General features: G+C 59.9%; 22 protein-coding genes. 12 read left to right on the forward strand and 10 right to left on the reverse strand.

The window, feature by feature from the left end; genetic code table 11:
* The first annotated feature begins 11 nt into the window (after positions 1–11).
* The 10 genes from SFUM_RS02275 to SFUM_RS02325 all read left to right on the forward strand — a co-directional run bounded on the left by SFUM_RS02275 (position 12) and on the right by SFUM_RS02325 (position 13,372).
* Positions 12–1,088 carry a cytochrome b gene (locus tag SFUM_RS02275; protein WP_011697318.1) on the forward strand — a complete coding sequence of 359 codons (1,077 nt, stop codon included), beginning with the start codon at positions 12–14 and terminating at the stop codon, positions 1,086–1,088.
* Between the two features lie 725 nt (positions 1,089–1,813).
* Positions 1,814–2,476: a CerR family C-terminal domain-containing protein gene (locus tag SFUM_RS02285; protein WP_011697319.1), complete on the forward strand. Its 663-nt coding sequence runs from the start codon at positions 1,814–1,816 to the stop codon at positions 2,474–2,476.
* A 217-nt stretch (positions 2,477–2,693) separates the two neighbouring features.
* The gene (locus SFUM_RS02290; protein ID WP_011697320.1) at positions 2,694–4,232 is read left to right on the forward strand and encodes an efflux transporter outer membrane subunit; all 1,539 of its coding nucleotides are present in this window, start codon (positions 2,694–2,696) and stop codon (positions 4,230–4,232) included.
* 39 nt (positions 4,233–4,271) lie between these two features.
* Positions 4,272–5,234 (forward strand): thiamine pyrophosphate-dependent dehydrogenase E1 component subunit alpha, encoded by a 963-nt coding sequence (locus tag SFUM_RS02295; protein ID WP_011697321.1) that lies wholly within the window; start codon positions 4,272–4,274, stop codon positions 5,232–5,234.
* Between the two features lie 35 nt (positions 5,235–5,269).
* Entirely contained in the window at positions 5,270–6,247 is a 978-nt protein-coding gene (locus tag SFUM_RS02300) for an alpha-ketoacid dehydrogenase subunit beta (RefSeq protein ID WP_011697322.1), read from the forward strand.
* 412 nt (positions 6,248–6,659) lie between these two features.
* A complete protein-coding gene (locus SFUM_RS02305) occupies positions 6,660–7,883 on the forward strand; it encodes an efflux RND transporter periplasmic adaptor subunit (protein WP_011697323.1) in 1,224 nt (407 codons plus the stop codon).
* Positions 7,880–11,047 carry an efflux RND transporter permease subunit gene (locus tag SFUM_RS02310; protein WP_011697324.1) on the forward strand — a complete coding sequence of 1,056 codons (3,168 nt, stop codon included), beginning with the start codon at positions 7,880–7,882 and terminating at the stop codon, positions 11,045–11,047. Before SFUM_RS02305 ends, SFUM_RS02310 begins: the two co-directional genes overlap by 4 nt.
* A gap of 130 nt (positions 11,048–11,177) precedes the next feature.
* Positions 11,178–11,912 (forward strand): class I SAM-dependent methyltransferase, encoded by a 735-nt coding sequence (locus SFUM_RS02315; protein WP_011697325.1) that lies wholly within the window; start codon positions 11,178–11,180, stop codon positions 11,910–11,912.
* The gene (locus SFUM_RS02320) at positions 11,912–12,631 is read left to right on the forward strand and encodes an alpha/beta hydrolase (protein ID WP_011697326.1); all 720 of its coding nucleotides are present in this window, start codon (positions 11,912–11,914) and stop codon (positions 12,629–12,631) included. Before SFUM_RS02315 ends, SFUM_RS02320 begins: the two co-directional genes overlap by 1 nt.
* A gap of 99 nt (positions 12,632–12,730) precedes the next feature.
* Complete coding sequence (locus tag SFUM_RS02325; RefSeq protein WP_011697327.1) at positions 12,731–13,372, forward strand: DedA family protein; 642 nt, start codon at positions 12,731–12,733, stop codon at positions 13,370–13,372.
* A gap of 107 nt (positions 13,373–13,479) precedes the next feature.
* Here SFUM_RS02325 and mce read toward each other — a convergent pair whose 3' ends face one another.
* From mce to SFUM_RS02345, 4 genes are all read right to left on the reverse strand, one after another.
* Complete coding sequence (mce, locus tag SFUM_RS02330; RefSeq protein WP_011697328.1) at positions 13,480–13,884, reverse strand: methylmalonyl-CoA epimerase; 405 nt, start codon at positions 13,882–13,884, stop codon at positions 13,480–13,482.
* Complete coding sequence (gene meaB / locus SFUM_RS02335) at positions 13,881–14,858, reverse strand: methylmalonyl Co-A mutase-associated GTPase MeaB (protein WP_011697329.1); 978 nt, start codon at positions 14,856–14,858, stop codon at positions 13,881–13,883. The genes mce and meaB overlap by 4 nt, the downstream gene beginning before the upstream one ends.
* Before the next feature lie 405 nt (positions 14,859–15,263).
* The gene (locus tag SFUM_RS02340) at positions 15,264–15,665 is read right to left on the reverse strand and encodes a cobalamin B12-binding domain-containing protein (RefSeq protein ID WP_011697330.1); all 402 of its coding nucleotides are present in this window, start codon (positions 15,663–15,665) and stop codon (positions 15,264–15,266) included.
* Positions 15,666–15,716: 51 nt separating this feature from the next.
* The gene (locus tag SFUM_RS02345; RefSeq protein ID WP_011697331.1) at positions 15,717–17,396 is read right to left on the reverse strand and encodes an acyl-CoA mutase large subunit family protein; all 1,680 of its coding nucleotides are present in this window, start codon (positions 17,394–17,396) and stop codon (positions 15,717–15,719) included.
* A gap of 396 nt (positions 17,397–17,792) precedes the next feature.
* Between SFUM_RS02345 and SFUM_RS02350 the strand changes: the two genes are divergently transcribed.
* Together SFUM_RS02350 and SFUM_RS02355 are read left to right on the forward strand one after the other, a co-directional pair.
* A complete protein-coding gene (locus SFUM_RS02350) occupies positions 17,793–18,161 on the forward strand; it encodes a molybdenum cofactor biosynthesis protein MoaE (RefSeq protein WP_011697332.1) in 369 nt (122 codons plus the stop codon).
* A 156-nt stretch (positions 18,162–18,317) separates the two neighbouring features.
* Complete coding sequence (locus SFUM_RS02355) at positions 18,318–18,500, forward strand: hypothetical protein (protein WP_041439624.1); 183 nt, start codon at positions 18,318–18,320, stop codon at positions 18,498–18,500.
* A 175-nt stretch (positions 18,501–18,675) separates the two neighbouring features.
* Here the strand turns inward: SFUM_RS02355 and SFUM_RS02360 are convergent, their stop codons facing one another.
* The 6 genes from SFUM_RS02360 to SFUM_RS02385 all read right to left on the reverse strand — a co-directional run bounded on the left by SFUM_RS02360 (position 18,676) and on the right by SFUM_RS02385 (position 24,854).
* Positions 18,676–19,665, reverse strand: a complete 990-nt coding sequence (locus SFUM_RS02360; protein ID WP_011697333.1) for a malate dehydrogenase — start codon at positions 19,663–19,665, stop codon at positions 18,676–18,678.
* A gap of 42 nt (positions 19,666–19,707) precedes the next feature.
* A complete protein-coding gene (locus SFUM_RS02365) occupies positions 19,708–21,693 on the reverse strand; it encodes a pyruvate carboxylase subunit B (protein WP_011697334.1) in 1,986 nt (661 codons plus the stop codon).
* A 230-nt stretch (positions 21,694–21,923) separates the two neighbouring features.
* The gene (locus tag SFUM_RS02370) at positions 21,924–22,124 is read right to left on the reverse strand and encodes a hypothetical protein (RefSeq protein ID WP_041439627.1); all 201 of its coding nucleotides are present in this window, start codon (positions 22,122–22,124) and stop codon (positions 21,924–21,926) included.
* Positions 22,125–22,371: 247 nt separating this feature from the next.
* Entirely contained in the window at positions 22,372–22,701 is a 330-nt protein-coding gene (locus SFUM_RS02375) for a Rho termination factor N-terminal domain-containing protein (protein WP_011697336.1), read from the reverse strand.
* Entirely contained in the window at positions 22,694–23,479 is a 786-nt protein-coding gene (locus SFUM_RS02380; protein ID WP_011697337.1) for a slipin family protein, read from the reverse strand. Before SFUM_RS02380 ends, SFUM_RS02375 begins: the two co-directional genes overlap by 8 nt.
* A gap of 55 nt (positions 23,480–23,534) precedes the next feature.
* Positions 23,535–24,854, reverse strand: a complete 1,320-nt coding sequence (locus SFUM_RS02385) for an NfeD family protein (protein WP_167321302.1) — start codon at positions 24,852–24,854, stop codon at positions 23,535–23,537.
* Between the last annotated feature and the right edge of the window lie 10 nt (positions 24,855–24,864).

The following is a 24,864-nucleotide window of genomic DNA, read 5'->3' on the forward strand; positions in this document are numbered from 1 at the left end:
AAGGAAATATAATGAACGGCACAGGACAATCGTCAGGGAAGCTGCTCAACCGTCTTGCCCTGGACGGCTATGCGGAACGACTCTGCGCTGTGCGCGTGGCGAGCGATGCCTTCGGGTGGACGCGTTTTTGCGGATCATTGAGTCTGGTGCTGGTGGTCATGCTCTTTCTGAGCGGGGCCTTTCTGATGTTCTACTATTCACCTACCCCCGGCGCAGCCTACGACAGCGTGGACTTTGCTCAGTTCTCGGTGCCCTTCGGGGATATCGTCCGGGGCGTACACTATTATGCATGGAACCTGCTTCTCGTTGTCCTGGGACTCCACCTGGCGGGGACTTTCCTCACCGCAGCCTACCAAGCCCCGAGGCAGTTCGTCTGGATTTCGGGGGTACTGATCATGTTGGTCGTGCCGCTTTTCATCATTACAGGCGATCTCTTGCCGTGGGACCAGAAGGGCTACTGGACGACCCAGGTTCGCAACAGCATCATCTCGTCCATCCCGGTGGTCGGCGACTTGACGCTGCGCCTGTTGCAGGGAGGGCCCCGGACAGGAATCGTCACGCTCACCCGGTTTTACGTACTGCACTGCCTCTTCCTGCCGTCTCTACTCGTAGCCCTGATTGTCATTCACCTTCATTTTCTGGCGCATCGGGGGTTATCGGAACCGCTCAGGGAAGGCAAGACGGACCGAGGATGCATCCCCCTGGTCCCGGATCTGATCAACCGTTGGCTCCTATTGTTCGCAGCCGTGGCGGTGGTTCTCGGCCTGGTGTCCGCGTACTGGCCGGCCCCCCTTGACAGCCCGGCAGATCCCACGGATTCCGCCTACGTGCCCAAGCCCGAGTGGTGGGTCCTGGCGCTGAATCAACTGGTCAGTATCTTCAAAGGCCCCTTCATGTTCATCGGCACGGCTGTTATCCCCGGGGGCCTGGCCGCGCTGCTGATAGCCCTGCCGTTCCTCGACCGTTCCCCCTCCCGTCACCCGGCAAAACGAAAAACGGTGATGGTTTTGGGGGTCATAATGCTGATCTTGCTCTCAGGTCTTTCCCTCCTGGGCTATATTGAACACTTCATGACTCCGCGCCCGTGAGGCCTCACCATCCATCCTCCGGTTTCTCTCGTCAAAGAACTCGGGAAGCAAGGCAGACCTATCCCTGCTCGCATTTGTTTACGGGTGGTCAAGATCAAGGCTCATCCGGCAAACGCTCACCCGGATAGCCGATAAAAGAAAATGGACATGCCAGGACCCTGTTGTTTGAGGGCAATCGAACCATACGGAGGAAGCCCAAGAGCATGTTCACGTCGATGCTTGACCGCGCTTTTGGGCTGAAGGGTGTTGAGCACGAGGCCACGTGGATTATGGAGGCACCTGCACAACGGACAATTTTCGATCATTCCGTGCATCCCGCGCGGGCGGTTCACTGCGCTCTTCACAATGCCCCGCACCCTGTTCGGATGGCATGTGCCTGTGTGGCGCGATGATTATCCTCTTCGGGGCGAATCTCTCCATAACTGTTCGGATCGGGCGTTCGCCCGCGTCGCGTGTCTTTTGATTCAAGTCACCGAATCGCTCGTCCGGTTCCGCGGGGACTCGGATCCGGCGGGCGCGTGCCTTCAGGACCCGGCGTTCGTGCGGGCCCGGTCCCCGGGGTTCCCGCCTTCGATGGAAAGCCTTCCCACAAAATACCGTCCGAAAACCACGTCCTTCGAAAACCATTGACACCATGATCCCAATATTTTAAGCATTCGTTTGAATTCGGGATTCGTTTGAATTCGAATATCTTTCCGGCAGGGGGTTATCAACCGGGTGACGGCATGGGCATGCTGAAAGGCGGCGGCAGGAGCGCAGACACCAGGGAACGGCTGCTCGAAGCGGCCGGGGAGACGTTCGCGGCGCGCGGGTTCCGCGATGCCACGGTGCGGGAGATCTCCCGGCGGGCCGGGGTGAACGTCGCCGCCGTGAATTACTACTTTGGGGACAAGGAAGGACTCTATTCGGCGGTCCTCAAGTACACGCTGGATTCGGCACTGAAGAAATATCCGCCCGATCTGGGCCTCGACGGCGACGCGACGGCCGAGGACAGGCTTTACGCGTTCATCCGTTCCATGCTCTACCGGGTCACGGATGAAGGGCGGCCGGCGTGGCACGGCAAACTGATGATCAGGGAAATCGCACAGCCCACGAAAGCGCTCGACGAAATGGTGCTGACGGGGTTCGGCCCGTTGCACAGGAGCCTGATGTCCATCGTCCGGGAGCTTGCGGGGGCGGGCGGGGACGAGGAGCAAATCCGGCTTTGCGCGATGAGCATCCTCGGCCAGTGTCTGTACTATCACCTGTGCCGGCCGGTGCTCAAGGCACTGTATGCCCAGTCTTTCGACGTTCCCGAAATCGAACGGCTGGCGGGGCACATCATGCGCTTTTCACTGAACGGATTGAGGGTACTGCAGGCGAAAACGGACAATCCGCGCATGGGTTGAAACGCGGGAGATGCTGAGTGGGGTAGGGCTCCGGCGCAATTGACCCCGGCCGGGAGATACCCCGGATTCCCCTGCGTCGGGCGACGATCCATGCACGACGGGTTGCCCGGTTTTCAGCGGCCCGCCGGGGGCGGGGAGGCCGAACACGCCGCGTGAAAAGAAGACTGAATTGATCCGAGTGGCCCACCGGGCACGGGAGGGCGAATGGAGCCAGGCGATGATTGACCTTCAGGGAATGAAGCGGTTTCGGTGGACCCGGAGCCTGATACTGGGGCTGGTCGCCGTAGTCGGCGGATGCATGGTGGGCCCGAATTACAGGACGCCGCCCTCGGAGATGCCCGGACAGTGGAGCGAGGAGCCCAAGGGGGTCGAAGTCGCCGCGGCGCCTGACATTTCGCGATGGTGGACCCTCTTTGAGGACCCGAAGCTGAACGACCTCATCGAACGGGCGGTCCGCGCGAACAAGGATCTGAAAATCGCCGCGGCCCGGGTCCGGGAAGCCCGCGCCCAGCGGGGCGTGACCGCGGCGGATCTTTTCCCCACGGTGAACGCGGACGGGAGTTATGTGTACAGCCAGAAGAGCCTGACCACCACGAATCCGCCGCTCGTGTCCTCGGGAAGCAGCCCCGCGGCAACCGTCGGCGGAGTCTCAACCGGCTCGACCAACCTTTTCCAGGTCGGGTTCGACGCCGGCTGGGAACTGGACCTGTGGGGGGGCACGCGGCGCGCGGTGGAAGCCGCGGACGCCAATCTCGCCGCCAGCGTGGAAAACCTCCGGGGCGTCCTGGTGACGCTGGTCTCCGACGTCGCGGTGAGCTACATGCAGATTCGCGGCTTTCAACTCCGCCTGGGGATCGCCCGGAACAACATCGCCTCGCAGCGGCAGACCCTGGAGTTGACCGAGGCGCGGTTCGAGGCGGGTTTGAGCAGCGAACTGGCCGTCGCGCAGCAGAAGGCGCAACTCGCGGCCACCGAAGCCACGGTTCCGGCCTTTGAGAGCGGCATGCGGCAGGCCATCCACCAACTCGGCGTGCTCCTTGGCGGCAAGCCGGAATTGCTGCTCGAAGAGCTTCTCGAGGAGGAGCCGATACCGCCCGTGCCGCCCGGCGTGCCTGCCGGGTTGCCTTCCGACCTGCTGCGGCAGCGGCCCGACATCCGCGCATCCGAAAGGCAGCTTGCGGCGGCAACCGCAAGCATCGGCGTGGCCACGGCGCAGCTTTTTCCGCAATTCAGCCTGACCGGCACGGTGGGACAGCAGAGCATGTTTTCATCGAAATGGTTCACGCCCGGCAGCAACTACTTCAGCATCGGTCCTTCGGTGAGTTGGGCGATTTTCGATGCCGGCAGGATCCGGTGGAATATCAAGGTGCAGGACGCCCGCCAGGAGCAGGCTTTCCACACGTACGAAAAGACGATTCTCGTGGCTCTGAAGGATGTGGAGGATGCCCTGATCGCGTACTCCAAGGAACAGGATACCCGGGAGTCCCTCAAGCTTGCAGTGGATTCGAACCGGCGTGCATACGACATTTCCTACGAACTGTACGCAAAGGGACTCGTGGACTTCCTCAACGTGCTCGACGCCCAGCGCAACCTCTTTGTCACGCAGGATCAATACGCTCAAAGTACCCTTCGGGTGTCCGCCGATCTCGTGGCCCTGTACAAGGCCCTCGGGGGCGGATGGGATGTGCCGCCCGAAGCAGCCGCCCGTCCGGTGGCTCGGAATGCTCCCGAGAACCCGGTCGGCCAGGGGCAATAATGCCCATCGCCATTTCATGAGAACGGGAGACGGATCGCCATGCCGCCTACAAAAGAGAAACTGCTGGAGATGCTTCGTTCCATGCTCCTCACGCGCCGCTTCGAGGAGAAACTCACGGAACTCTGCCAAATCGAGGGCAAGGTGCCCGGCATGATGATTCTGTGCACCGGTCAGGAAGCGGTTGCGGCCGGCGTGTGCGCCGCGCTCGAACCGCAGGACGTGATCGTGCCCAATCATCGCAGCCACGGGCACCTGCTGGCCAGGGGAGCCGATCCCAACGCCCTCATGGCCGAGTGTTTCGGCAAACGCACCGGGTTCAACAAGGGCAAGAGCGGTACCCTGCACGTGGCGGTGCCCGAGGTGAATGCGCTCTGCACCACCACGGTGGTCGGAGGCGGCATTCCCATAGCCGCCGGCGTTGCCTTCGCTCAGAAGTACAGGAAGCAGAAGAACGTCACGGTTTGCTTTTTCGGCGACGGGGCCGCCGATGAGGGCTCCTTTCATGAGGCCTTGAATCTGGCCGCGCTGTGGGACCTCCCGGTTCTTTTCGTGTGTGAGAACAACCTGTATGCGGGGGCGCAACGCTACGAGGAGCACACGAAGATCAGGGACATGGCCGACCGGGCGGTCGCCTACGGCATTCCGGGAATCGTGGTGGACGGCAATGACGCCAGGGTGGTCTACGCGGCCGCGGAAAGAGCGAGGGCGAGGGCTGTTGCGGGTGAAGGTCCCAGCCTGATCGAATGCAAGACGTATCGCTGCCGCGGCCACGGCGAGAGCGATCACCAACTGTATCAGCCCCCGGAGGAAATCGCCTCGTGGAAGGAGCGCTGCCCCCTCCCGAGGCTGCGGGATGAGGTTTTGGCGCAGGAATTGCTCGATGAGAAAGCGCTGAAGTCGATGGAGGACGAAATTTCGAGGATTGTCGAAGACGCGGTGCGTTTTGCCGAGGAAAGCCCCTGGCCCGATCCGGAAGATGCCCTGTCGGACGTATACGTATAACGGAGACCAATCACGGATCGCGCGGGAGGTGAATCATGCAGCAACTGACCATGGGACAGGCGGTGAACCAGGCGCTCAGAGAGGAAATGCTTCGCGACCCGAATGTTTTTATCGCGGGCGAGGGCGTCGGGGTGAGCATTCACGCCGCTCCGGTCCTTCCCACCTTCGGACTGCTGGAGGAATTCGGCCCGGATCGGGTGAAGGATACGCCGGTTTCGGAGGCGGCCATCGCCGGACTGGCGGTCGGCGCCTCCGTGATGGGATTGAGGCCGGTGGTGGAAATCATGTTCAATCCTTTCGTGACCCTCGCTTCGGACATGATCGTCAATCATGCCGCAAAGCTCCGGTACCTGTCGGGCGGGAAGAGCACTTTCCCCATGGTGGTGAGGATAAAGAGCGGGGCCGGGTTCAAGGCGGGATGCCAACATTCTCATAACCTGGAAGCCTGGCTCGCGCACTGTCCGGGAATCAGGGTGGTGATGCCTTCAACCCCGGCGGATGCCAAGGGCCTGCTCAAGTCCGCCATACGGGACGACAATCCCGTGGTGTTCATCGAAGACATGTTGCTCTATTTCGTGCCCGGACCGGTGCCCGAAGAGGAATACCTGGTTCCCATAGGGAAGGCGGACGTCAAACGGCAGGGTTCCGACGTCACCATCGTGACCTGGTCCAAGATGCTGGGAGCGGCCATGAAGGGCGCCGCGCTGCTGGAACAAAAGGGTGTATCCGCCGAGGTGATCGATCTGCGCACCCTCGCGCCGCTCGATAAGGATGCGATTCTCGATTCCGTGAGAAAGACCGGCCGGCTGGTGGTGCTCCACGAGGCCACGCGAACGGGCGGGTTTGCCGGAGAAATCTGCGCCCTGGTTGCCGAAGAAGCGCTGGGCAGTCTCAAAGCGCCTTTCCGACGGGTGACCGGCCCGGACATCCCCGTGCCTTTCAGCCCGCCGCTCGAAGCGTTCTACATCCCCGACGAGCACGACCTGGTAAAGGCGGTGGAAAGCATCGTCTGAGTCGTGCCCGGGCTCAAGGCGCGTATTGAATGTAACAGCCCGCCCGATGGAAGCGGAAAGAGGCGAGGGGGGGCGACTTGCCCGGGGGCGGCCGCACCCTGCCGCGGGGCGCGCCACGGCCGGCGAAGGCGGAACCTTCCGCCCGGCTCGTCGAGAGTGGGGCGTGTTTGCGGGGCGCCACTTCCCGTGCCCGGTCGGGTCAATTATAATCCGGGAGTGCGGGCGTCGCGCGAAAAGCTCCGGAAATGACTGATACCGAAACGCAAAATGGCGTTGCACGCTTCGCGGGTGACTCCCCACTCATGCCGTTGGGCGGGAATGACGATGACTTTCATGACGGGTTGTGAGGCCGCGGTTGACGGGGGGTTGGAGAAGGCCCGCTGATCGCTTCGTTCGCCGGTTTGAGGAACCGATGGTTGACTTCGTGAGGCGAGGAATCGAGGTCCTCGAAAGGATGAGGTCTTTGAAGTCGACGATGGCCATGTGGTCCAAACGTTTCTTGTGGACGGTGGGGATCCTTTGGGTGTCCCTGTCCGTTTCGGCGTGCTCGGAGAACATTTCCGGGCAGGGTCGGGGTGGAGGCGCGAAGCGAGCGGTGGTGGTGCCCGTGACCGTGAGCGCCGCCGTGGAGAAGACCGTTCCCGTGCAATTGAAGGCCATCGGCAAAGTGCAGGCTTACAATACGGTGGCTATCCGCGCGCAGGTGACGGGAGAACTGGTGGGCGTCCATTTCACCGAGGGGCGGGAGGTGAAGAAGGGCGACCCGTTGTTCACCATCGATCCGAGGCCCTTCGAAGCGGAGGTGAAGAAGGCCGAGGCCAACCTGGCCAAGAACAGGGCTCAGTTGGAGAACGCTCGAAGGCAGACCCGGCGCTACGGCGAGGTGGCGCATAAAGGATATGTCTCACAGGAGCTGCACGACCAGGTGCTCACCAATGCAACGGCCCTGGAAGCCGCCGTGCGGGCCGACGAAGCGGCCCTCGAAAGCGCGCGCCTGATGCTCAGGTACTGCCACATCTCCTCGCCCATCGACGGGGTGACGGGTGAAACCAAGGTCGACCTGGGGAACCTGGTCAAGGACAACGACGATGCCAACCCGATGGTCGTGATCAATCAGATCAGCCCGATCTACGCGTCTTTTGCCGTGCCCGAGCAGAACCTCCCCGAGGTGAAAAAACACATGGCGGCGGGAAAGCTCGAAGTCCTCGCGACGGTTTCCGGCAACGAGCGGGACGTTGTGAAGGGGGAACTGTCCTTCATCGACAACACGGTGGATCCCGCCACTGGGACAATCCAGCTCAAAGCAACATTCGCCAACAAGGACAAGTTCCTCTGGCCGGGCCAGTACGTCAATGTCGTGTTGACCCTGACCACTCGGAGCGGCGCGATTGTCGTGCCTTCGCACGCGGTTCAGACCGGCCAGGAGGGACAGTACACCTTTGTGGTGAAGCCCGATGCCACGGTTGAATATCGGCGCGTGACGGTGGGGCGGGACGTGGACGGGGAACTCGTGATCGAAAAAGGGATCGCCGTCGGGGAGAAGGTCGTCACCGACGGGCAGCTCAGGCTTGCGCAGGGTTCCCAGGTGAGGGTCGTTGAGGAGGGGGATGCAGGCACCGGGGAAAAGGCTCGATGAATATCACCGAACTGTTCATCCGACGGCCCGTTGCGACGACGCTGGTGATGCTGGCGATCCTGCTCTTCGGCCTGATGGGATACCGGTCGCTGCCGGTGAGCGAGCTGCCCAACGTGGACTATCCCACCATCGAGGTTTCGTCGAACCTGCCCGGCTCGAACCCGGAGACCATGGCCGCGTCGGTGGCGACCCCCCTGGAACGGGAGTTTTCCACTATCGCGGGGCTGGATTCGATGACCTCGGTCAATGCGCTGGGGATCACCCGGATCACGCTGCAGTTCTCGCTCGATCGGGACATTGACGCCGCAGCCCAGGATGTCCAGACCGCCATCGCCAAGTCCCAGCGTCTCCTGCCGCCGGAGCTTCCCACGCCCCCCTGGTTCCGCAAAGTGAATCCCGCGGACCAGCCCATCCTGTACCTGGCGCTGGCCTCCCCCATACTCCCGCTTTCCACGGTGGACGAGTATGCCCAGACGCTCGTCGCCCAGAGGATTTCGATGCTCGGCGGCGTGGCCCAGGTGCTGGTCTTCGGGTCGCAGAAATATGCCGTTCGCGTGCAGGTCAACCCCAATGCGCTCACCTCGCTTGGCATCGGAATCGACGAAGTCGAACAGGCGATCGCCAAGAGCAACGTGAACCTGCCGACCGGAACGCTCTACGGTCAAAACCGGGCATTCACGGTTCAGGCCACGGGACAGCTTGTCAACGCCGCTTCCTACAAGCCGGTGATCGTGGCCTACCGCAACGGCTCTCCGGTCCGTCTCCAGGACCTGGGAAAAGTCATCGACGGCGTCGAGAACGACAAGGTGGCCGGGTGGTTCAACAGCGGGGGAAACACGTCGCGGGCGATTATTCTGGCCATCCAGAGGCAGCCCGGGACCAACACCGTCCAGGTCGCCGACCGCATCAAGGGACTTCTGCCGATGTTCCGGATGCAGATCCCGGAATCGGTCAAACTGGATATCCTCTACGATCGTTCCGAATCGATCAGCCATTCCATCGAGGACGTCAAGTTCACGCTATACTTGAGCATGTGCCTTGTCGTGCTGGTGATTTTTCTTTTTCTGAGAAACGTGTCCGCGACCATCATCCCTTCCCTTGCGCTGCCCCTGTCCATCGTGGGAACATTCGCGGTGATGTACATGCTGGGCTACAGCCTCGACAACCTGTCGCTCATGGCGCTGACCCTCTCGGTGGGGTTCGTCGTCGACGACGCCATCGTCATGCTCGAAAACATCGTCCGGCACCTGGAGATGGGCAAGAGCAAACTCCAGGCCGCGCTCGACGGCTCCAGGGAAATCGGTTTCACCATTTTGTCCATGACTTTGTCCCTGGCGGCCGTGTTCATTCCCCTCCTGTTCATGGGGGGCATCCTGGGAAGGCTTTTCCACGAATTCGCGGTCACCATCGGGGCGGCCATCCTCGTTTCCGGGGTCGTGTCCCTGACCCTCTCGCCGATGCTGTGCAGCAGGTTTCTGAAAGCTCCCGGCGCCGAACGGCACGGTGCCTTCTACAACACTGCCGAACGGTTCTTCCAGGGGATGCTCGGCGCGTACGACTGGAGCCTGAAGCTCGTCCTCAGGCACAAGGCTTCCATGATGCTCCTTTCAGCCGTCTTGCTGATCGCTACCGGATACCTTTTCTGGGCAATTCCGAAGGATTTCATCCCCAGCCAGGATACGGGACAGGTGCAGGGTTTCACCGAGGCCAGGCAGGGCATTTCCTTCGCGGCCATGGTCGAACGCCAGAAAGCGGTGGCCGCGATCATCAACAAGGATCCGGACGTCGCCGGTTTCATGTCGGGCGCCGGAGCCACGGGAGGAACCCCCACCGGGAACAGCGGCCGCTTGTTCATGCGGTTGAAACCGCGATCCGAGCGCGAATCGAACGTGACCGAGGTGATTGCCCGGCTGCGCGGGGAGGTGGCCGCGGTCCCGGGAATCAATGTCTATTTCCAGAACCCGCCGGCGATTCAGATCGGGGGGAGGGCAACCAAGAGCCAGTATCAATACACCCTCCAGGGACCGGACACGAAGGAGCTCTACCAGTGGGCGCCCGCGCTCGAGGAAAAATTCAGAGAACTGCCCGGACTGCAGGACGTGGTGAGCGATCTGCAGATCACGAATCCTCAGGTGGTCGTCGATATTGACCGTGACAAGGCGCAGTCCCTGGGCGTTTCGGCTGAACAGATCGAGAATGCGCTCTACAGCGCATACGGTGCGCGGCAGGTCTCCACGATCTACACTCCGATCAACCAGTACCAGGTTATTCTCGAGGTCGATCCGAAATACCAGGAGGACCCCTCCGCCCTGTCCCTGCTCTATGTGCGATCGAGCAGCGGACGACTGGTGCCCACCGAGGCCGTGGCAAAAATCAGGCAGAATGTCGGTCCCATGACGGTAAACCACACGGGACAGTTTGCTTCCGTCACCGTGTCCTTCAATCTGAAGCCCGGGGTCGCACTCGGCGACGCTGTGGACCAGATTGAGAAGGCCGTTCGGGAACTGAGGCTGCCGGCCACGTTGAGCAGCAGCTTCCAGGGGACCGCCCAACAGTTTCAGCAGTCCATGAAAGGCATGTGGGTCCTTTTGATCGTTGCCATCATGGTCATCTACATGGTGCTGGGCATCCTTTACGAAAGCTTCATCCACCCCGTGACCATCCTTTCAGGGCTTCCGTCGGCGGGCGTGGGAGCGCTGCTCACCCTGATGATCTTCCGCGTGGACCTGAGCATCTATGCGTTTGTGGGAATCATCATGCTGGTCGGGATCGTCAAGAAGAATGCGATCATGATGATCGACTTCGCCCTGAGCGCTCAGAGAGAGTACGGCAAATCACCGGCTGAAGCCATTTATGAGGGATGCATCCTCCGATTCAGACCGATCATGATGACCACCATGGCGGCGCTGATGGGGACGCTGCCGATTGCGCTCGGGATCGGTGCGGGAGCGGAAGCCAGGCAGCCTCTCGGTCTGGCGGTCGTCGGAGGCTTGGTGCTCTCGCAACTCCTGACGCTTTACATCACGCCGGTCGTCTATTTGTACATGGAGTCGTTCCAGGAAATGCTGAGAAGGGTTTTCAAGCCAGCCGCCCGCAAAGCGACGCCGGAAGCCGTTGGGAGCGAAGTCATGGAGAGGCCGCGGCGGAAAACGTCGGCGTTGTGAGGGACCGATGTGCGTCTCGCAGTGGAGCGGTTCGCCTCGGGCGGTGGCGGCGAACCGCTCCGGGGGAACCGCGGGGGCGGAGGGCGGGGCTTGTCGTTGAATTGTTTCAAAACAGGCAGGGACGGAAACGGTGGACGAGCTGGACACATTGATGGATCTCATCCGGCAGAAGTATGAAGTCGAGGTGGTGCCCCTCAAGATCGGGGACAGAACCCTTCGACTCCTGCAATTGACGGATTTCGAAGCATACATCGAAAGACTGGTGGATTCGGGCGGCGTGGGCATCATGGATCTGCCCTTCTGGGCCAAGGTCTGGGATTCGAGTTTTCTGCTCGCCTGGTTTCTCGGCAAGCAGCCCGTGGTGCCCGGTCGGCGGCTGCTCGAGATAGGAGCGGGCATGGGAGTGGTCGGTCTCTATGCAGCTCTTTGCGGACACCGGGTCACTCTCAGCGACATCAACGAAGACGCGCTTCTTTTTGCCAGGGCCAATGCCCGGCTGAACGGGCTGACGGAAATGAAGATCCTGAAGCTCGACTGGAACGATCCCTCTCCTTTCGAGCCCTACGATATCGTTTTCGGGTCCGAAGTGATCTACGACCGGAAGTCGTATCCTCTGCTGGTCCGGTTCCTGCGCAGGGCCGTCGCACCCGACGGGATGATCTTTCTGGCAAAGAACCAGGGATTGCATGCTCCGAGGTTTTTCGAAGAGCTGACCAGGTACTTCGAGTTCAAGGAGAAAGTGCAGGAGGTTCGAAGCTGCGGAGAAGCTGAGAAGATATGTCTCTATGCCATACGCCGCAAGCGGAGTGTCCCCGAGGAATCCGGGGTGGATTCCGCTGCGTGCGCGGACGGGGGCGGAACCTGATGAGCCCGGTGAGCCGTGTCATGATCCCGGTGGGAGCCGGCGCCCTGGCCTGTGAAATTCATCTGCCGGACAAGCTGCCTTCTCCCGCGGTGGTGTGTTGCCACGGGCTGTTGAGCTCCAAGGACAGCACCAAGTACCTCTCCATTGCCGAGGAACTCAGGGCGGTGGGCATTGCGGCCGTTCGTTTCGATTTTTCCGGGGCCGGCGAATGCACCGCGCCGCTCGGTCCCAACCTGTTGGAGTCGTGGTTGAGGGACCTGGACGCGGTCCTGGGGTATGTAAGAGCCCGGACCTGGATGGCCGGTCCCCTGGGACTGCTCGGCTCCAGCATGGGAGGGTACGTCTCCCTGCTCATGAGGGATTCCGGCAGGCATCCCGTCAACGCGCTGGTCTGCTGGTCGACGCCCTTCCGACTGGAAAGAATCAGGGCCGCTCTCGAAGACGGTGATGAGCTGGCGCACGTTTTCCCCGCGGGATTCAAGCTCGGACACCCGCAAACGCTCGCATCGCTGGGGCCGATTCCGGGGATACTGGTGATTCACGGACAGGAGGATGACCTGGTCCACTGGGAGCAGGCAACGGACATCTATCGACGCCTGGGAGAACCCAGGAACCTGGTGCTCCTGAGAACGGCCGAACACCGCATCCTCGATCCCGAATGGCGGCGGCTCGCCCTGAGACTGAGCGTCGATTGGTTTCGGGAGCGCTTTTCGACCTGATACCGAGGCGCGTTCAAGATGACACAACACCTGCCCGGGAGTGTGAACGGGAGTGAACGGAGTTCGGGCTTTCTTTAATCTACGACAGGAGACACGGCCTTGCTGACGGAAATGGTTTCGAATTTCGCGATCCGGTGCCTTGAAACCACCGGGTACCTTGGTGCCGCCTTTCTCATGGCGCTGGAGAGCATGATCGCCCCCATCCCGAGCGAGGCGGTCATGCCTTTCGTGGGGTTCCTGGTGGCCGACGGGAAATGGAATCTCTGGATTGCCGTACTCGCCACCAGCGCCGGTTCCATCATCGGCTCCCTTGCCTCTTACCTGATGGGCTATCATGGAGGCAAGCCATTGGTGCTCAAGGTCGGGAAATACCTGCTGCTCGATGCGCACGACCTGGAGAGGACGGAGTCGTTTTTCAACCGGCGGAGCGGCACTCTGACCATTTTTGTCAGCCGGTTCGTTCCCGTCGTGAGGCACCTGATTTCGATTCCCGCAGGGACCGGCAAAATGCCGCTGGGTCGCTTCCTGATCGCCACCCTCATCGGCGCGACCCTGTGGAACTCCTTTCTGCTGGGTTGCGGCATGGTCCTCCGCGAACACTGGTCCGTCGTGCAGACTTATTCGCACCAGGTGGATATCGTGGTGGTTCTTGCGCTGCTGGCAGGCGCCGCGTGGTTTGTCAGGGCAAGAATCGGCGCCAGGAGCCGGAAGGCGATGGCGTCTTCCTCGGAGGGGGAATAGGAGACTCCTCGTTGGGGATTTGGAAGCCGGATGTGCCGTGGTTTTCCGGGAAAGCATAAACGAAAAGGGGGCATGGTGTGAACCATGCCCCCTTGGTGTTTCAGCTGCTAGTCCCTCTGGGATATTTCGACCAGAACCCCGAAGGTGGACTTGGGATGGAGGAAAGCGATCTTGGCTCCTCCGGCGCCGCGCCGCGGCACTTCATCGATCAGCTTGATGCCTTTGGCCTTGAGCTCGGCCAGGGCCGCCTCGATGTTGTCCACACGGAAAGCGAGGTGCTGAACGCCCTCGCCCTTCTTCTCGAGATATTTGGCGATGGGGCCGTCGGGGGCGGTGGATTCGAGGAGCTCGATCTCGGTGTCACCCACCGGGAAGAACGCCGTGGTCACTTTCTGCTCGGCGACGGTCTCACTGCCGGCATGGAGCAGCCCGAGGATGTCCGCATAGAGCTTCTTGCATTCTTCGATGCTGTTCACCGCGATACCGATATGATCCAGTTTGAGAACCTTCATGACGCCTCCTTGTGCTTTTGTGGGATGGATAGCCACTTGTTGACGATTTGCCGCATGATGCTGTACGGATCGCGTTTGCGATCCAGGATGTCTTCCACGAGGTGGTCAAGCTGTCCGCTGGTTTCGAGCTGGCTCCTGACGATGCGGAAGAGCTCGTTGTGGATCATCCGCAAGGTCTCGTCGCAGGTGTGCTGACGGCGCTTCTCGATGAACTTGCCGCTCTCGTGCAAGAACTGCCGGTGACGTTGGATGGACTGCCAAAGCTCGGTGGTTCCCTCGTCATTGACGGCAACGGTCCTGGTGACGGGAGGATTCCAATCCGTCGGCTTGATGTGTGCGTCCTGCTCCACCCGATGGCAGACCTCCGCCGCGAGCTGATCTGCTCCCGGCCGATCCGCCTTGTTGACCACGAAGACATCGGCAATCTCCATGATCCCCGCCTTCATGCTCTGAATGGCATCTCCCAGGCCCGGAACCAGGATGAGACAGGTCGTGTCCGCAATGCCGATGACATCCACTTCGTCCTGACCCACGCCAACCGTTTCAATGATGATGATGTCCTGGCCGAAAGCGTCAAGGACCTTCACCACATCGCCGGTCGCTTTTGCCATCCCGCCCAGGAAACCTCGAGTGGCCATGCTCCGGATATACACTCCCGAATCCTCGCTGAGCTCGCTCATCCGGACGCGGTCCCCGAGGATCGCTCCGCCGGTGAACGGACTGGACGGATCGACAGCGACAATCCCCACAGTGAGCCCCTCCTGGCGAATCACGCGGGTGAGCTTGTCCGTCAGAGTGCTCTTTCCCGCACCCGGTGAACCGGTAATCCCTATAACGTAAGCTTTTCCCGTATGAGGGTAGAGCCGTTCCATGACTTCGTGACCCCTTGGGTCTTCATCTTCCAGCCAAGTGATCAGTCGTGCCGCGTACCGATGGGTGCCTTCAAGGATTTCCTTGACGTAATCCGTTGCCATTACAATGTCTTTCCTTTCACTGCGCTGCCTGCGACCTAAACTGCGACCGTTTTCGTTTTTCGATACCGCAAAGATTCGGAGATCAGTGTTCCGGAGAAGAAGTGGGATTCTCCTCGTGCTTTTCCATCAATCGGGCGATTCATCAGCGAGGTGAGTGGAATGAAAGAACGTGGAATCATCGCGAACCGGATAACTTCTTCACCTCACCACCCTCTTCCGAGGTCATCGAAGCAAGTCCCTCCCGCTGGAGAGACACGGGGGAAGGCTATCCTGCGCCCGCAACCTCGCTCGTTTCCCTCCCCCCGGAAGTGCGGGGGAGGGGCGCATGATCGGAGCGCATCGAGCGCCCCGGGAACAAACCGGGCGGAAGCCGTTCGGCTTCCCGGGGGCTCGTCTTGATCTCGACTACTTCTTGGCGCGAACGTTGTCCTGAATGAACTTCACGATTTCAGTCGTCGGCGTGCCGGGACCGAAAACGCCCTGGACGCCGGCCTTCTTCAACGGTTCGTAATCTTCCTGGGGAATGATTCCGCCGCCGACGATCAGAACGTCCTTGAGTCCCTTCTCCCTCATCAGTTGCACCACCCTGGGGAAGAAGTAGTTGTGTACACCGGAAAGGCTGCTGAGACCAACCACGTCGGCATCTTCCTGCAGAGCGGCGTTGACGATCATTTCGGGGGTCTGGCGCAGGCCGGTGTAGACCACTTCCATTCCAGCTTCGGCAAATATTCTCGCCAACAGTTTGGCACCCCGGTCGTGCCCGTCAAGACCGGGTTTTGCGACGATTATTTTGATCTTACTAGCCATGAAATTTCCTCCGCTAATTACAGTTGATGATCCCGTATGTGGTCAAATCTCTTAGACGAATTCTTTTGGACGATACTCGCCGAAAACTTCCCGCCATACGTCGCAGATTTCTCCGACGGTGGCCTTGGCCTTCACCGCCTCGATGACGGTCGGCATGACGTTCTCGTCTGTCTGGGAGACTTTCTTCAGCTTGTCCAACGCAGCTTTCCACTTGGCCTGATCTCTGGTGGCACGGAGTTTTTTGAGCTTGGCGGCTTCGACTTCGCCAACGGACATATCCACCTTCAAGAGACCCTCGGGAGGCGGTTCTTCCATGGTGTACTTGTTGATGCCCACGTATACCCGCTCGTTGTTCTCGATTTCTTTCTGGAAGCGGTAGGAGCTGTTCTGGATTTCCTTCTGGATGTAGCCTTGCTCGATGGCGGACAGGGTCCCGCCGATGGCGTCGATCTTCTTGATGTACTCGTGGACTTCCGCCTCGATCTTGTCCGTCATTGCCTCGACATAGTAGCACCCGGCCAAAGGATCGATGGTGTCGGTGGCACCGCTTTCCTCGGCGACGATCTGCTGCGTGCGCAGAGCCACGGTAACGGCCTGCTGGGTCGGCAGACACAGGGCTTCGTCGTACGAGTTGGTGTGCAGCGACTGTGCTCCGCCGAGGGCGGTGGCATAGGTCTGGAGGCCGACACGGACGATGTTGTTGAGCGGCTGCTGAGCGGTCAGCGTCACGCCGCCGGTCTGCACGTGGTAACGCAACATCATGCTGCGCGGATCCTTTGCACCGAAACGCTCCTTCATGATCTTCGCCCAGCACCTGCGAGCCGCGCGGAACTTCGCCACTTCCTCGAGCACGTTGGTGAAAGCGTTGAAGAAGAAGCTCAAACGTCCTGCGAATGCATCGACGGGAATGCCCCGATCCATGCACGCCTGCGCGTAGGCGATGCCGTCCGCGAGGGTGAACGCGATCTCCTGGGCGGCCGTCGAGCCGGATTCCCTGATGTGGTAGCCGCTGATGCTGATGGAGTTCCAGCGGGGCACGAACTTCTGGGCGAACTCGATCAGGTCGACGGTCAACCGCATGGTGGGCTTGGGAGGATAAATGTACTGACCGCGGCAGATGATTTCCTTGAGCACGTCGTTCTGCACGGTTCCGCCCACTTTGTCGTAAGGCACTCCCTGCTCTTCGGCGATGGCCAGGTACATGCCGAGAAGCACGGTGGCGGCCGCATTGATGGTCATGGAGGTGGTCACCTTGTCGAGGGGGATGCCGTTGAAGAGCACCTTCAAATCCTCGATCGAGTCGATGGCCACGCCCACCTTTCCGACTTCACCCATGGACAGGGGATGGTCGCTGTCGTATCCGGCCTGGGTGGGCAGATGGAAAGCAACGCTCAGACCCGTCTGGCCCTGCTGCAGCAGGTAACGGTAGCGGGCGTTGGTGTCCTTGGCGCTGCCGAACCCTGCGTACTGCCGCATGGTCCAGTAACGGCCCCGATACATGGTCGGCTGGACACCGCGGGTGAAGGGAAATTCGCCGGGGAAGCCGATGTGCTTCTCGTAGTCGATCCCGGCGACATCGGCAGGGGTGTACAGCCGTTCCACGGGAGCGCCTGAGATGGTGGTGAATTCCTTCTTGCTCTCGGGTGATTTGGCGAGTGTCTTGGCGACAGTTCCCTGTTCCCACTTGTCCTTGCCAGCTTTGATTTTCTGTAGTGCTTTTTCGTCAAACATGCTTACCCTCCTCAACACGATTTCCACATGATGCTGCCCGTTCGATCACTCCCAACGGACTCTGTTAAAAAAAGCACGAACCGGAAAGCGTTCGAGCGTTCGCGGACCAGCCTCCACCGAATCGAGAAGGGACCGGTCCCGGGCAAAAAAGAGTGATTTGGTGTGGATTGATGGGATACAATAGCGCACCCGGCCTCTGTCCAACAGACGTACGGAAGATCCCACGGGAACAAGTAGACTATCCCGTAAAGTCTATAGCAGCAAGGCCGCTAAGAATCAACATGAATCAATGGTTCGAGCGTAGAATTTGGTAAATATGGTACAATCGCTTGCCCGGTTCGGCTCGAAAAAGCAAACATGCCAAGAAAGAACAACCAACCCGGAAAGGATGGAATCATGACCGACTTGAACGCGCTCGTCGCAAAGATCAAAAAGGAGACGGATCCTGACAAGGTGGGCATGATCGTCTGCCACAACGGCGTGGTGAGGGGTACCACCCGCGCCGGGGAAAAGGCCGAGTTCCTCGAAATCGATGCGGACTGGAATGCCTGGCGCGAGATAATCGCCGAAATGCGTCAGGCTCCCGGGATCTCTGCGGTTGAGGCTCACCTCTTCACCGGCCGCCGACAAGTGGGAGACGACGTGATGCTGGTGGCTGTGGCGGGGGACATCAGGGAGAACGTCTTTCCCGTGTTCGAGACAACGGTCAACCGACTGAAGAAGGAAGCCGTGCGGAAAAAGGAGGGGCTTTCTCCCGTGCGTTAAGTGAAACACCGGGGAGGGCGGCACCTATCCGACAGTGTATGCAAAAGCATAATTACTCTTGACACATTGTGAAAAATTGTTCTATATCTGGACCGGATTCGTCACTCGATATGGCTTCGGCTTTCAGGTGTCTCTACTCCGGAGGATTGGAAAAAAATGGCTGTTCCGTTTGTGAAGACTGTCGAGAGTCCCTGTCGGACCTGTGAGAATGTGCATCTCAACAAGGACGAGTGCAGCAGGGATTGCGCCCGGTTGCATGCTTTCCAGGATGCGATCCTGAGATATGACGAACGAAACATCAAGGAATTTCGCCTGAAATACGGCGCCGAGCGGCATTAGGCGGGGAGGGCAGGGGGGCCCGTCCTCCGTCAAGCCCGGAACAACGGAATGATCGTGGAAACACAAAAGGCGGCGAAAGCCGCCTTTTGTGTTTCCACCTGACAAGCGGTTCCCCGGGGAAGGGCGTTCCGGCCGTCAAGACCGGTTCCCTCCCCCGTGAGAACCTGAAGGGATCCTATTTGACCATTTCCTTCACGCCGGCCTGCTCTTCCGTGAGTTCCTTCAGCGTGAAGTCCATCTTCTCACGCGAAAAGGCATCGATCTCCAGCCCCTTTACCCGCTCATATTTGCCCGGGGTGCAAGTGACCGGCACGCCGTACATCGTGCCTTCCGGAATGCCGTAGGAACCATCGGACGGAAGTCCCATGGTGACCCACTTGCCATTGGTGCCCAACGCCCAGTCGTGCATATGGTCGATGGCCGCGTTGGCCGCCGAAGCCGCGGAGGACAAGCCTCTGGCTTCGATGATCGCCGCGCCGCGCTTGCCGACCTTCGGGATGTACTCATTGCGATACCAGGCTTCGTCATTCACCAGTTTGACCGCGGGCTGACCGTCGACGGTGCAGAACCGGATGTCCGGATACATGGTGGGCGAATGGTTGCCCCACACGATCATCTTTTCAACGCTGGCCACGGGCTTGCCGGTTCTGGTGGCAAGCTGCGACTTCGCACGGTTATGGTCCAGGCGCAGCATCGCGGTGAAGTTCCCCTTCGGCAGATCCGGGGCCGACTTCATGGCGATCCAGGCATTGGTGTTGGCGGGGTTTCCGACCACGATGACCCGAATGTCGCGGGAGGCCACCGCATTCATCGCCTTGCCCTGCTCGATGAAGATCTTGGCGTTCTCGAGCAGCAGATCCTTGCGCTCCATTCCGGGACCACGCGGCCTGGCGCCGACCAGCAACGCATAATCGGAATCCTTGAAGGCAACCTTGGGATCGCCCGTACCGATCATGTCCGCCAACAGGGGGAATGCGCAGTCTTCCAGTTCCATCATGACGCCTTTGAGCGCCGCCTGGACTTTGTCGATCGGCAGTTCCAACATCTGGAGGATAATCGGCTGGTCGGGGCCCAGCATCTGGCCGCTGGCTACGCGGAACAACAGAGCGTAGCCGATCTGGCCGGCGGCTCCGGTGACAGTGACACGAACAGGCTTTTTCGCCATTTCGACATTCTCCTCTCTTGCTTGAGTTCGATTCGATATCCGCTAGCCGATGACCGCCAGCACGTCACCCTTCTGCACGCTCTGGCCGTCCTTGCAGCAAATCTGCTTGATGACGCCGGCAGCGGGGGCCGTGATGGAGTTTTCCATCTTCATGGCCTCGAGGATCATCACGACGTCGCCCTCTTTGACCGAATCGCCTTCCTTCACTTCGTAGCGAATGACCATGCCCGGCATGGGAGCTTCCAGCTTGGTCCCACCCTCGACCGGAGCGGCCGCGGGCTTGGGAGCTGCAGCGGGTGCTGCCGCAGGCTTGGGGGCTGCGGCGGGGGCTGCGGCGGGAGCCGCTACAGGAGCAACCATGGGGGTGATGGAAGTGATGGCGGGAGCGCCGCCGATCTGCTCGACGCCGACCTCGAAGAACTCCTCATCCACAAACACGCTGAAGGTGCGCAGACCGGGTCCCTTTTCGGGAGCGACCTTGGTCGGCTTCTCGACGAGGAGGCCGGCCTTGGCTTTCTTGACCAGATCCGCCTCTTTTGCGCAATCCTCGAGGGTCTTGGGCATGACTTCCTTGGGCACCGGCTCCTTGCCGTACTTCCAGTTGAGGAAGCGCTTGCCGGTCATGGGGTACATGCCGTAGATCAGAACGTCGTCGATGTCCTTGGCAAGACCTTCCATATCCTTCCAGTTCTTTTCCATTTCCGGTTCCAGCACGTCGGCGGGGCGGGCGGTCGTCGGGGTTTCACCGCGAGGATAGCCTTTGAGCGCCTTCTTCTGGATTTCCGGATCCACGGGAACCGGGGTTTCGCCGTACAGACCGTAGAACAGGTCCTTGCTCTGCGCGGAGATCATCTTGTAACGCTCTTGCGGGGTGTCGAAAAGAACGTTGTTCACGGCCTGGATGCCGACGATCTGGCTGGTCGGGGTCACCAGGGGAACCTGGCCCATTTCCTTGCGGACCTGCGGCAGTGCCTTGAACACGGCGTCCAGCTTGTCGGAGGCGCCCATGTCGCGCAGCTGATTGATCAGGTTGGACAGCATGCCGCCCGGCGTCTGATGCAGCAGAACGCCGATGTCGATCGTGGCCATACGGTCATCGAGAAGATGGCGGTACTTCGGGGACACCTTCTCGAAGTGCGTACTGCACTTTGCAAGCTGATGGAGGTCGAAACCCGTGTCCCTGCTGGTGTGCCTGAGGGTCATGACCAGGGGCTCGATGGCCGGATGGGAGCTGCGATACGCCCACGGAGCAAGACAGGTATCGACGATATCGACACCGGCTTCGATCGCCTTGAGCAGCGCCAGGTCGGCCATGCCGGAGGTGAAATGGCTGTGGAGATGAATGGGGACCTTGACGTTTTCTTTCAAGGCCTTGACCAGGTAGTAGGCGTCGTAAGGGGCGATCAAACCGGCCATGTCCTTGATACAGACGGTATCCGCGCCCATGTTTTCCAACTGCTTGGCTTTCTTGACGTAATAGTCCAGGTTGTACACCGGGCCGCCCATGCGGGGTTCGGTCAGGGAGTAGCAAATGGTCCCCTGGAAGTGCTTCTTGTGTTTCTTGATGGGCTTGATAACGGTTTCAAAATTCCGGAAGTCGTTGACCGCGTCGAAAGTGCGGAAAATGTCGATGCCGTTGATGCAGGCGCGGTCGACGAAGGCTTCGGCCATGTCGTCGGCGTAGTTGCGGTATCCGACCAGATTCTGACCGCGAAGCAGCATCATCATGGGGGTGTCCTTGAGATACTTCTTCAACTGGCGCGGTCTTTCCCAGGGGTCTTCATTGAGAAAACGGTGCATCGTATCGAAAGTCGCTCCGCCCCAGACTTCCATCGACCAGTATCCGATTTTGTTCATTTCCTCGGCGATCGGCAAAAGGTCTTCCGTTCTTCCGCGGGTGGCGAAGAGCGATTGATGTCCGTCACGGAAAGTAAGGTCTCCGATTTTGATCGGGTTGTCCACTTTCACTTTTGGATCGTCCTGCAGCTTCGCGATCAATGACGTGCCGTGCAGATGTTTGTTCTCCATCCTTGTGTCTCCTTTTTCCATTCGAGAGATTGTACTCACTCCGCCTCAGCTCACCTCAGCATCAGACTTCAACATCAGGAACCGTACCCTGGAGAGGTTTGCCTCCAACAACCGCGCAAACCCTCAGGATATCCTAAGATCGCATGGCTCAAGGCCATGATTGAAATGTTATGGCACCCACCCGGGTTCTCGACAGAACGCTGCCTCCTCGCCGGCGGGCGTGCTTGCCACTACCGAGCCAAACGCATCTGCCAGGTCCACCGGACATCCATCGCGGCGGTTCTGCCCGCCAGGGCGTACGGATTAAAGAGCTGGCGCGGTCCTTGTGCAGCCCTTTGCTGCTGGAGCGCAAGCATGGCTTGTTCTTCGGCTTGCATATAGTAAGCCAATGCTGTAGCAATAGCCGCAACCACCTTCTTCTTTTCTTGCATGTATTCCCTCCTCATCAAGTGCCACCGTTTCCGCTTCTCGCGCCGTTTCCACTCCAGCAGGCCGCCGCTGAAAATCGTCACCGCCGATTTCCGGCTCCGCGAATTCCATCGGCGCTATTCAAACCTTCACAAAGAAGGTGAAGATTGATCCCCCGACTATGTGAATTTTATCTCGTAGTCCTATTTTAAGATCAAAACCGAATCGGTTGCAACTGAACAATGCCGGGATCCGAAAGATATCTCGCAATCAGGCCGCTCGCCTGCTCCTCTTTTTGAGATTGCCGATCCTGCGTCGAAACGCGTCGGCCAGTTTGCGATTGCCCTCCTCCTTGGCTTTTTCCCTTCTCTCCTTGAGCTCCCTGATCTTCACTTTGATGCCGCGAACGTCGACGGAGCTCTTCTTGGATTTATCGTCCACGATGCCTTTCGCCTCCCTTATGGCGGCAATCAGCTCGTTCTTGTTCATCGCATGAACGCCGACGATTCCCTCGAGAGTCATGGCGAGCTCCCGGAGTTCCTTCGCGGTCATTTTGTCAAGAGGTTTCTCCTTAGTGGTCTTATCCTTTTGCTTACCCAATTGGCTGCTCCTTTTCCTGTTTCCTGTCGTAGAGTTCGGCCAGGCGTATGAACGGCCTGAAAAGGTCGATGGGTATCGGGAAGATCGTGGTGGAATTGTTTTCGGACGAAATCTCCCTCAAGGTCTGCAGGTACCGGAGCTGGATCGCCACGGGATGTTCCTGGATGATCTTCGCCGCTTCCGACAGCCGGGACGCCGCCTGGAATTCACCTTCCGCCCCGATGATCTTGGCGCGGCGTTCACGCTCGGCTTCCGCCTGCTTCGCCATGGCCCGCTGCATCTCCTGGGGCAGGTCGATATGCTTGAGCTCGACAACGGACACCTTCACGCCCCATGGCTCGGTATGACGGTCGAGTATCTCCTGGATGTGCGAATTGATCTTGTCTCTTTCCGCAAGCAGATCGTCCAGCTCTCCCTGGCCGCAGACGCTTCGCAGCGTTGTCTGAGCCAGCTGACTGGTGGCGTAAAGATAATTCTCCGCGGAAATGACCGCCTTCACCGGGTCCACAACCCTGAAATAGATCACCGCGCTGACCTTGACCGAAACGTTGTCGCGCGTGATGACGTCCTGAGCGGGCACATCCGCGGCCACGAGGCGCAAACTGACCTTCTGCATGCGGTCGACCATCGGAATGAGTATGATCAGGCCCGGCCCCTTCGCCCGTATCACCCGGCCCAGCCGAAAAATCACGCCCCTCTCGTATTCGTTCAAAACGCGAATGGCAGTTGCGAGAAACAGCACGGCCAGCACAACCACAATGTACACGCCGATGGGCATTTCCTCCTCCTTGGAACCCCGCACCCCTTTTGGAGTGGGCTAGAAACAATTTTCACTATCTACCACTGATTTTCCTTACTTTCAACTTTAAATTATGCATCGAGACGACTTGGACCTGTTCTCCCATAAGAATTTCTTCATCTGCTTCTGCATTCCACAGTTCGCCGTTCACAAACACCTTCCCCGCGGGTCGCAGATCGGTGTGCGCTTCCCCGATGAGCCCCTCGAACGCCTCCACGCCGATCTGCGGCCTGCTGATCTGGGCGCGAAAGGCGAGACTGGCCACGGTCACGAAAAACGCCGATACCGTGAGGACCGTCGGAATGAATACGGACATGGCCAGGGCCGTGGTGCTGCCCGGAGCCCGGAAAAGCATGAGGGAACCGAGAACCAGGCAGAGCACTCCCGCGATGCTGAGCATCCCGTGTGAGGCCACCTTGATTTCCAGAATGAAGAAAATCACCGCAAGGAGAATGATCAGAAAGCCGGCGTAATTTACGGAAAGCGTCTGAAGCGAGTACAGGGCGAGGATAAGCGAGACGCCCCCGATGACGCCGGGGAAAATCGCTCCCGGCTGGGACAGTTCGAAGTAGAGCCCGGCCAGGCCGATCATGAGCAGAATATAGGCCAGATTCGGGTTGGCGATTCCCCGGAGTACCCGGTGCTGCCAACTGGGCGTCAGGGTGCGCTGCTCGACTGCCCGGGTCTGCAGCACGACAGACTTCCCCCCCTTGGAAAGGTTCCATCCGTCCAGCTTCTTCATCAACGCGGGCAGGTCGTCGGCCACCAGGTCGATGACGTTCTCCTTGAAGGCCTCTTCGGCGGTGGCGGAAACGCTCCGGCGAATGCTCTGTTCCAGCCATTCCGCATTGCGCCCCCTCTGGGCGGCGATACTCCTGGAAAACGCCAGCGTGTCGTTGAGAACCTTTTCATCCATGGTGCTGGGGACATTCTCTCCTCCGCCCATCACGGGATGTGCCGCGCCGATGTTCGTTCCGGGCGCCATGGCCGCGATGTCGGCCGCCGCGGTGATGAACACTCCCGCCGACGCCGCTTGTGCTCCGCTGGGATACACGTAGACCACGATCGGGACCTTCGCGTTGAGGATAGCCTGGGCGATGCCCCGGGTCGAAGTGAGAAGTCCCCCGGGGGTATCGAGCAGAATCACGAGAAACTGAGCGCCGTCCTCCTCGGATGTGGCGACGGCATACCTGATGAAGTCCTCGACGCCCGGGTTGATCGTGTCCTGAATTTCGACGATGTTGACGTGATCGGAACCGGCAATGCAACCGTTGAAGGGGAAGAGGACGAGGGCGCCGACAACAAGAAACCATGCGGCATGAAACGGGATCCTGGCATAAAGGGACTTCAGCATCTCAAAACCT

The organism is Syntrophobacter fumaroxidans MPOB, from assembly GCF_000014965.1.
GTDB classification, from domain to species: Bacteria; Desulfobacterota; Syntrophobacteria; order Syntrophobacterales; family Syntrophobacteraceae; genus Syntrophobacter; species Syntrophobacter fumaroxidans.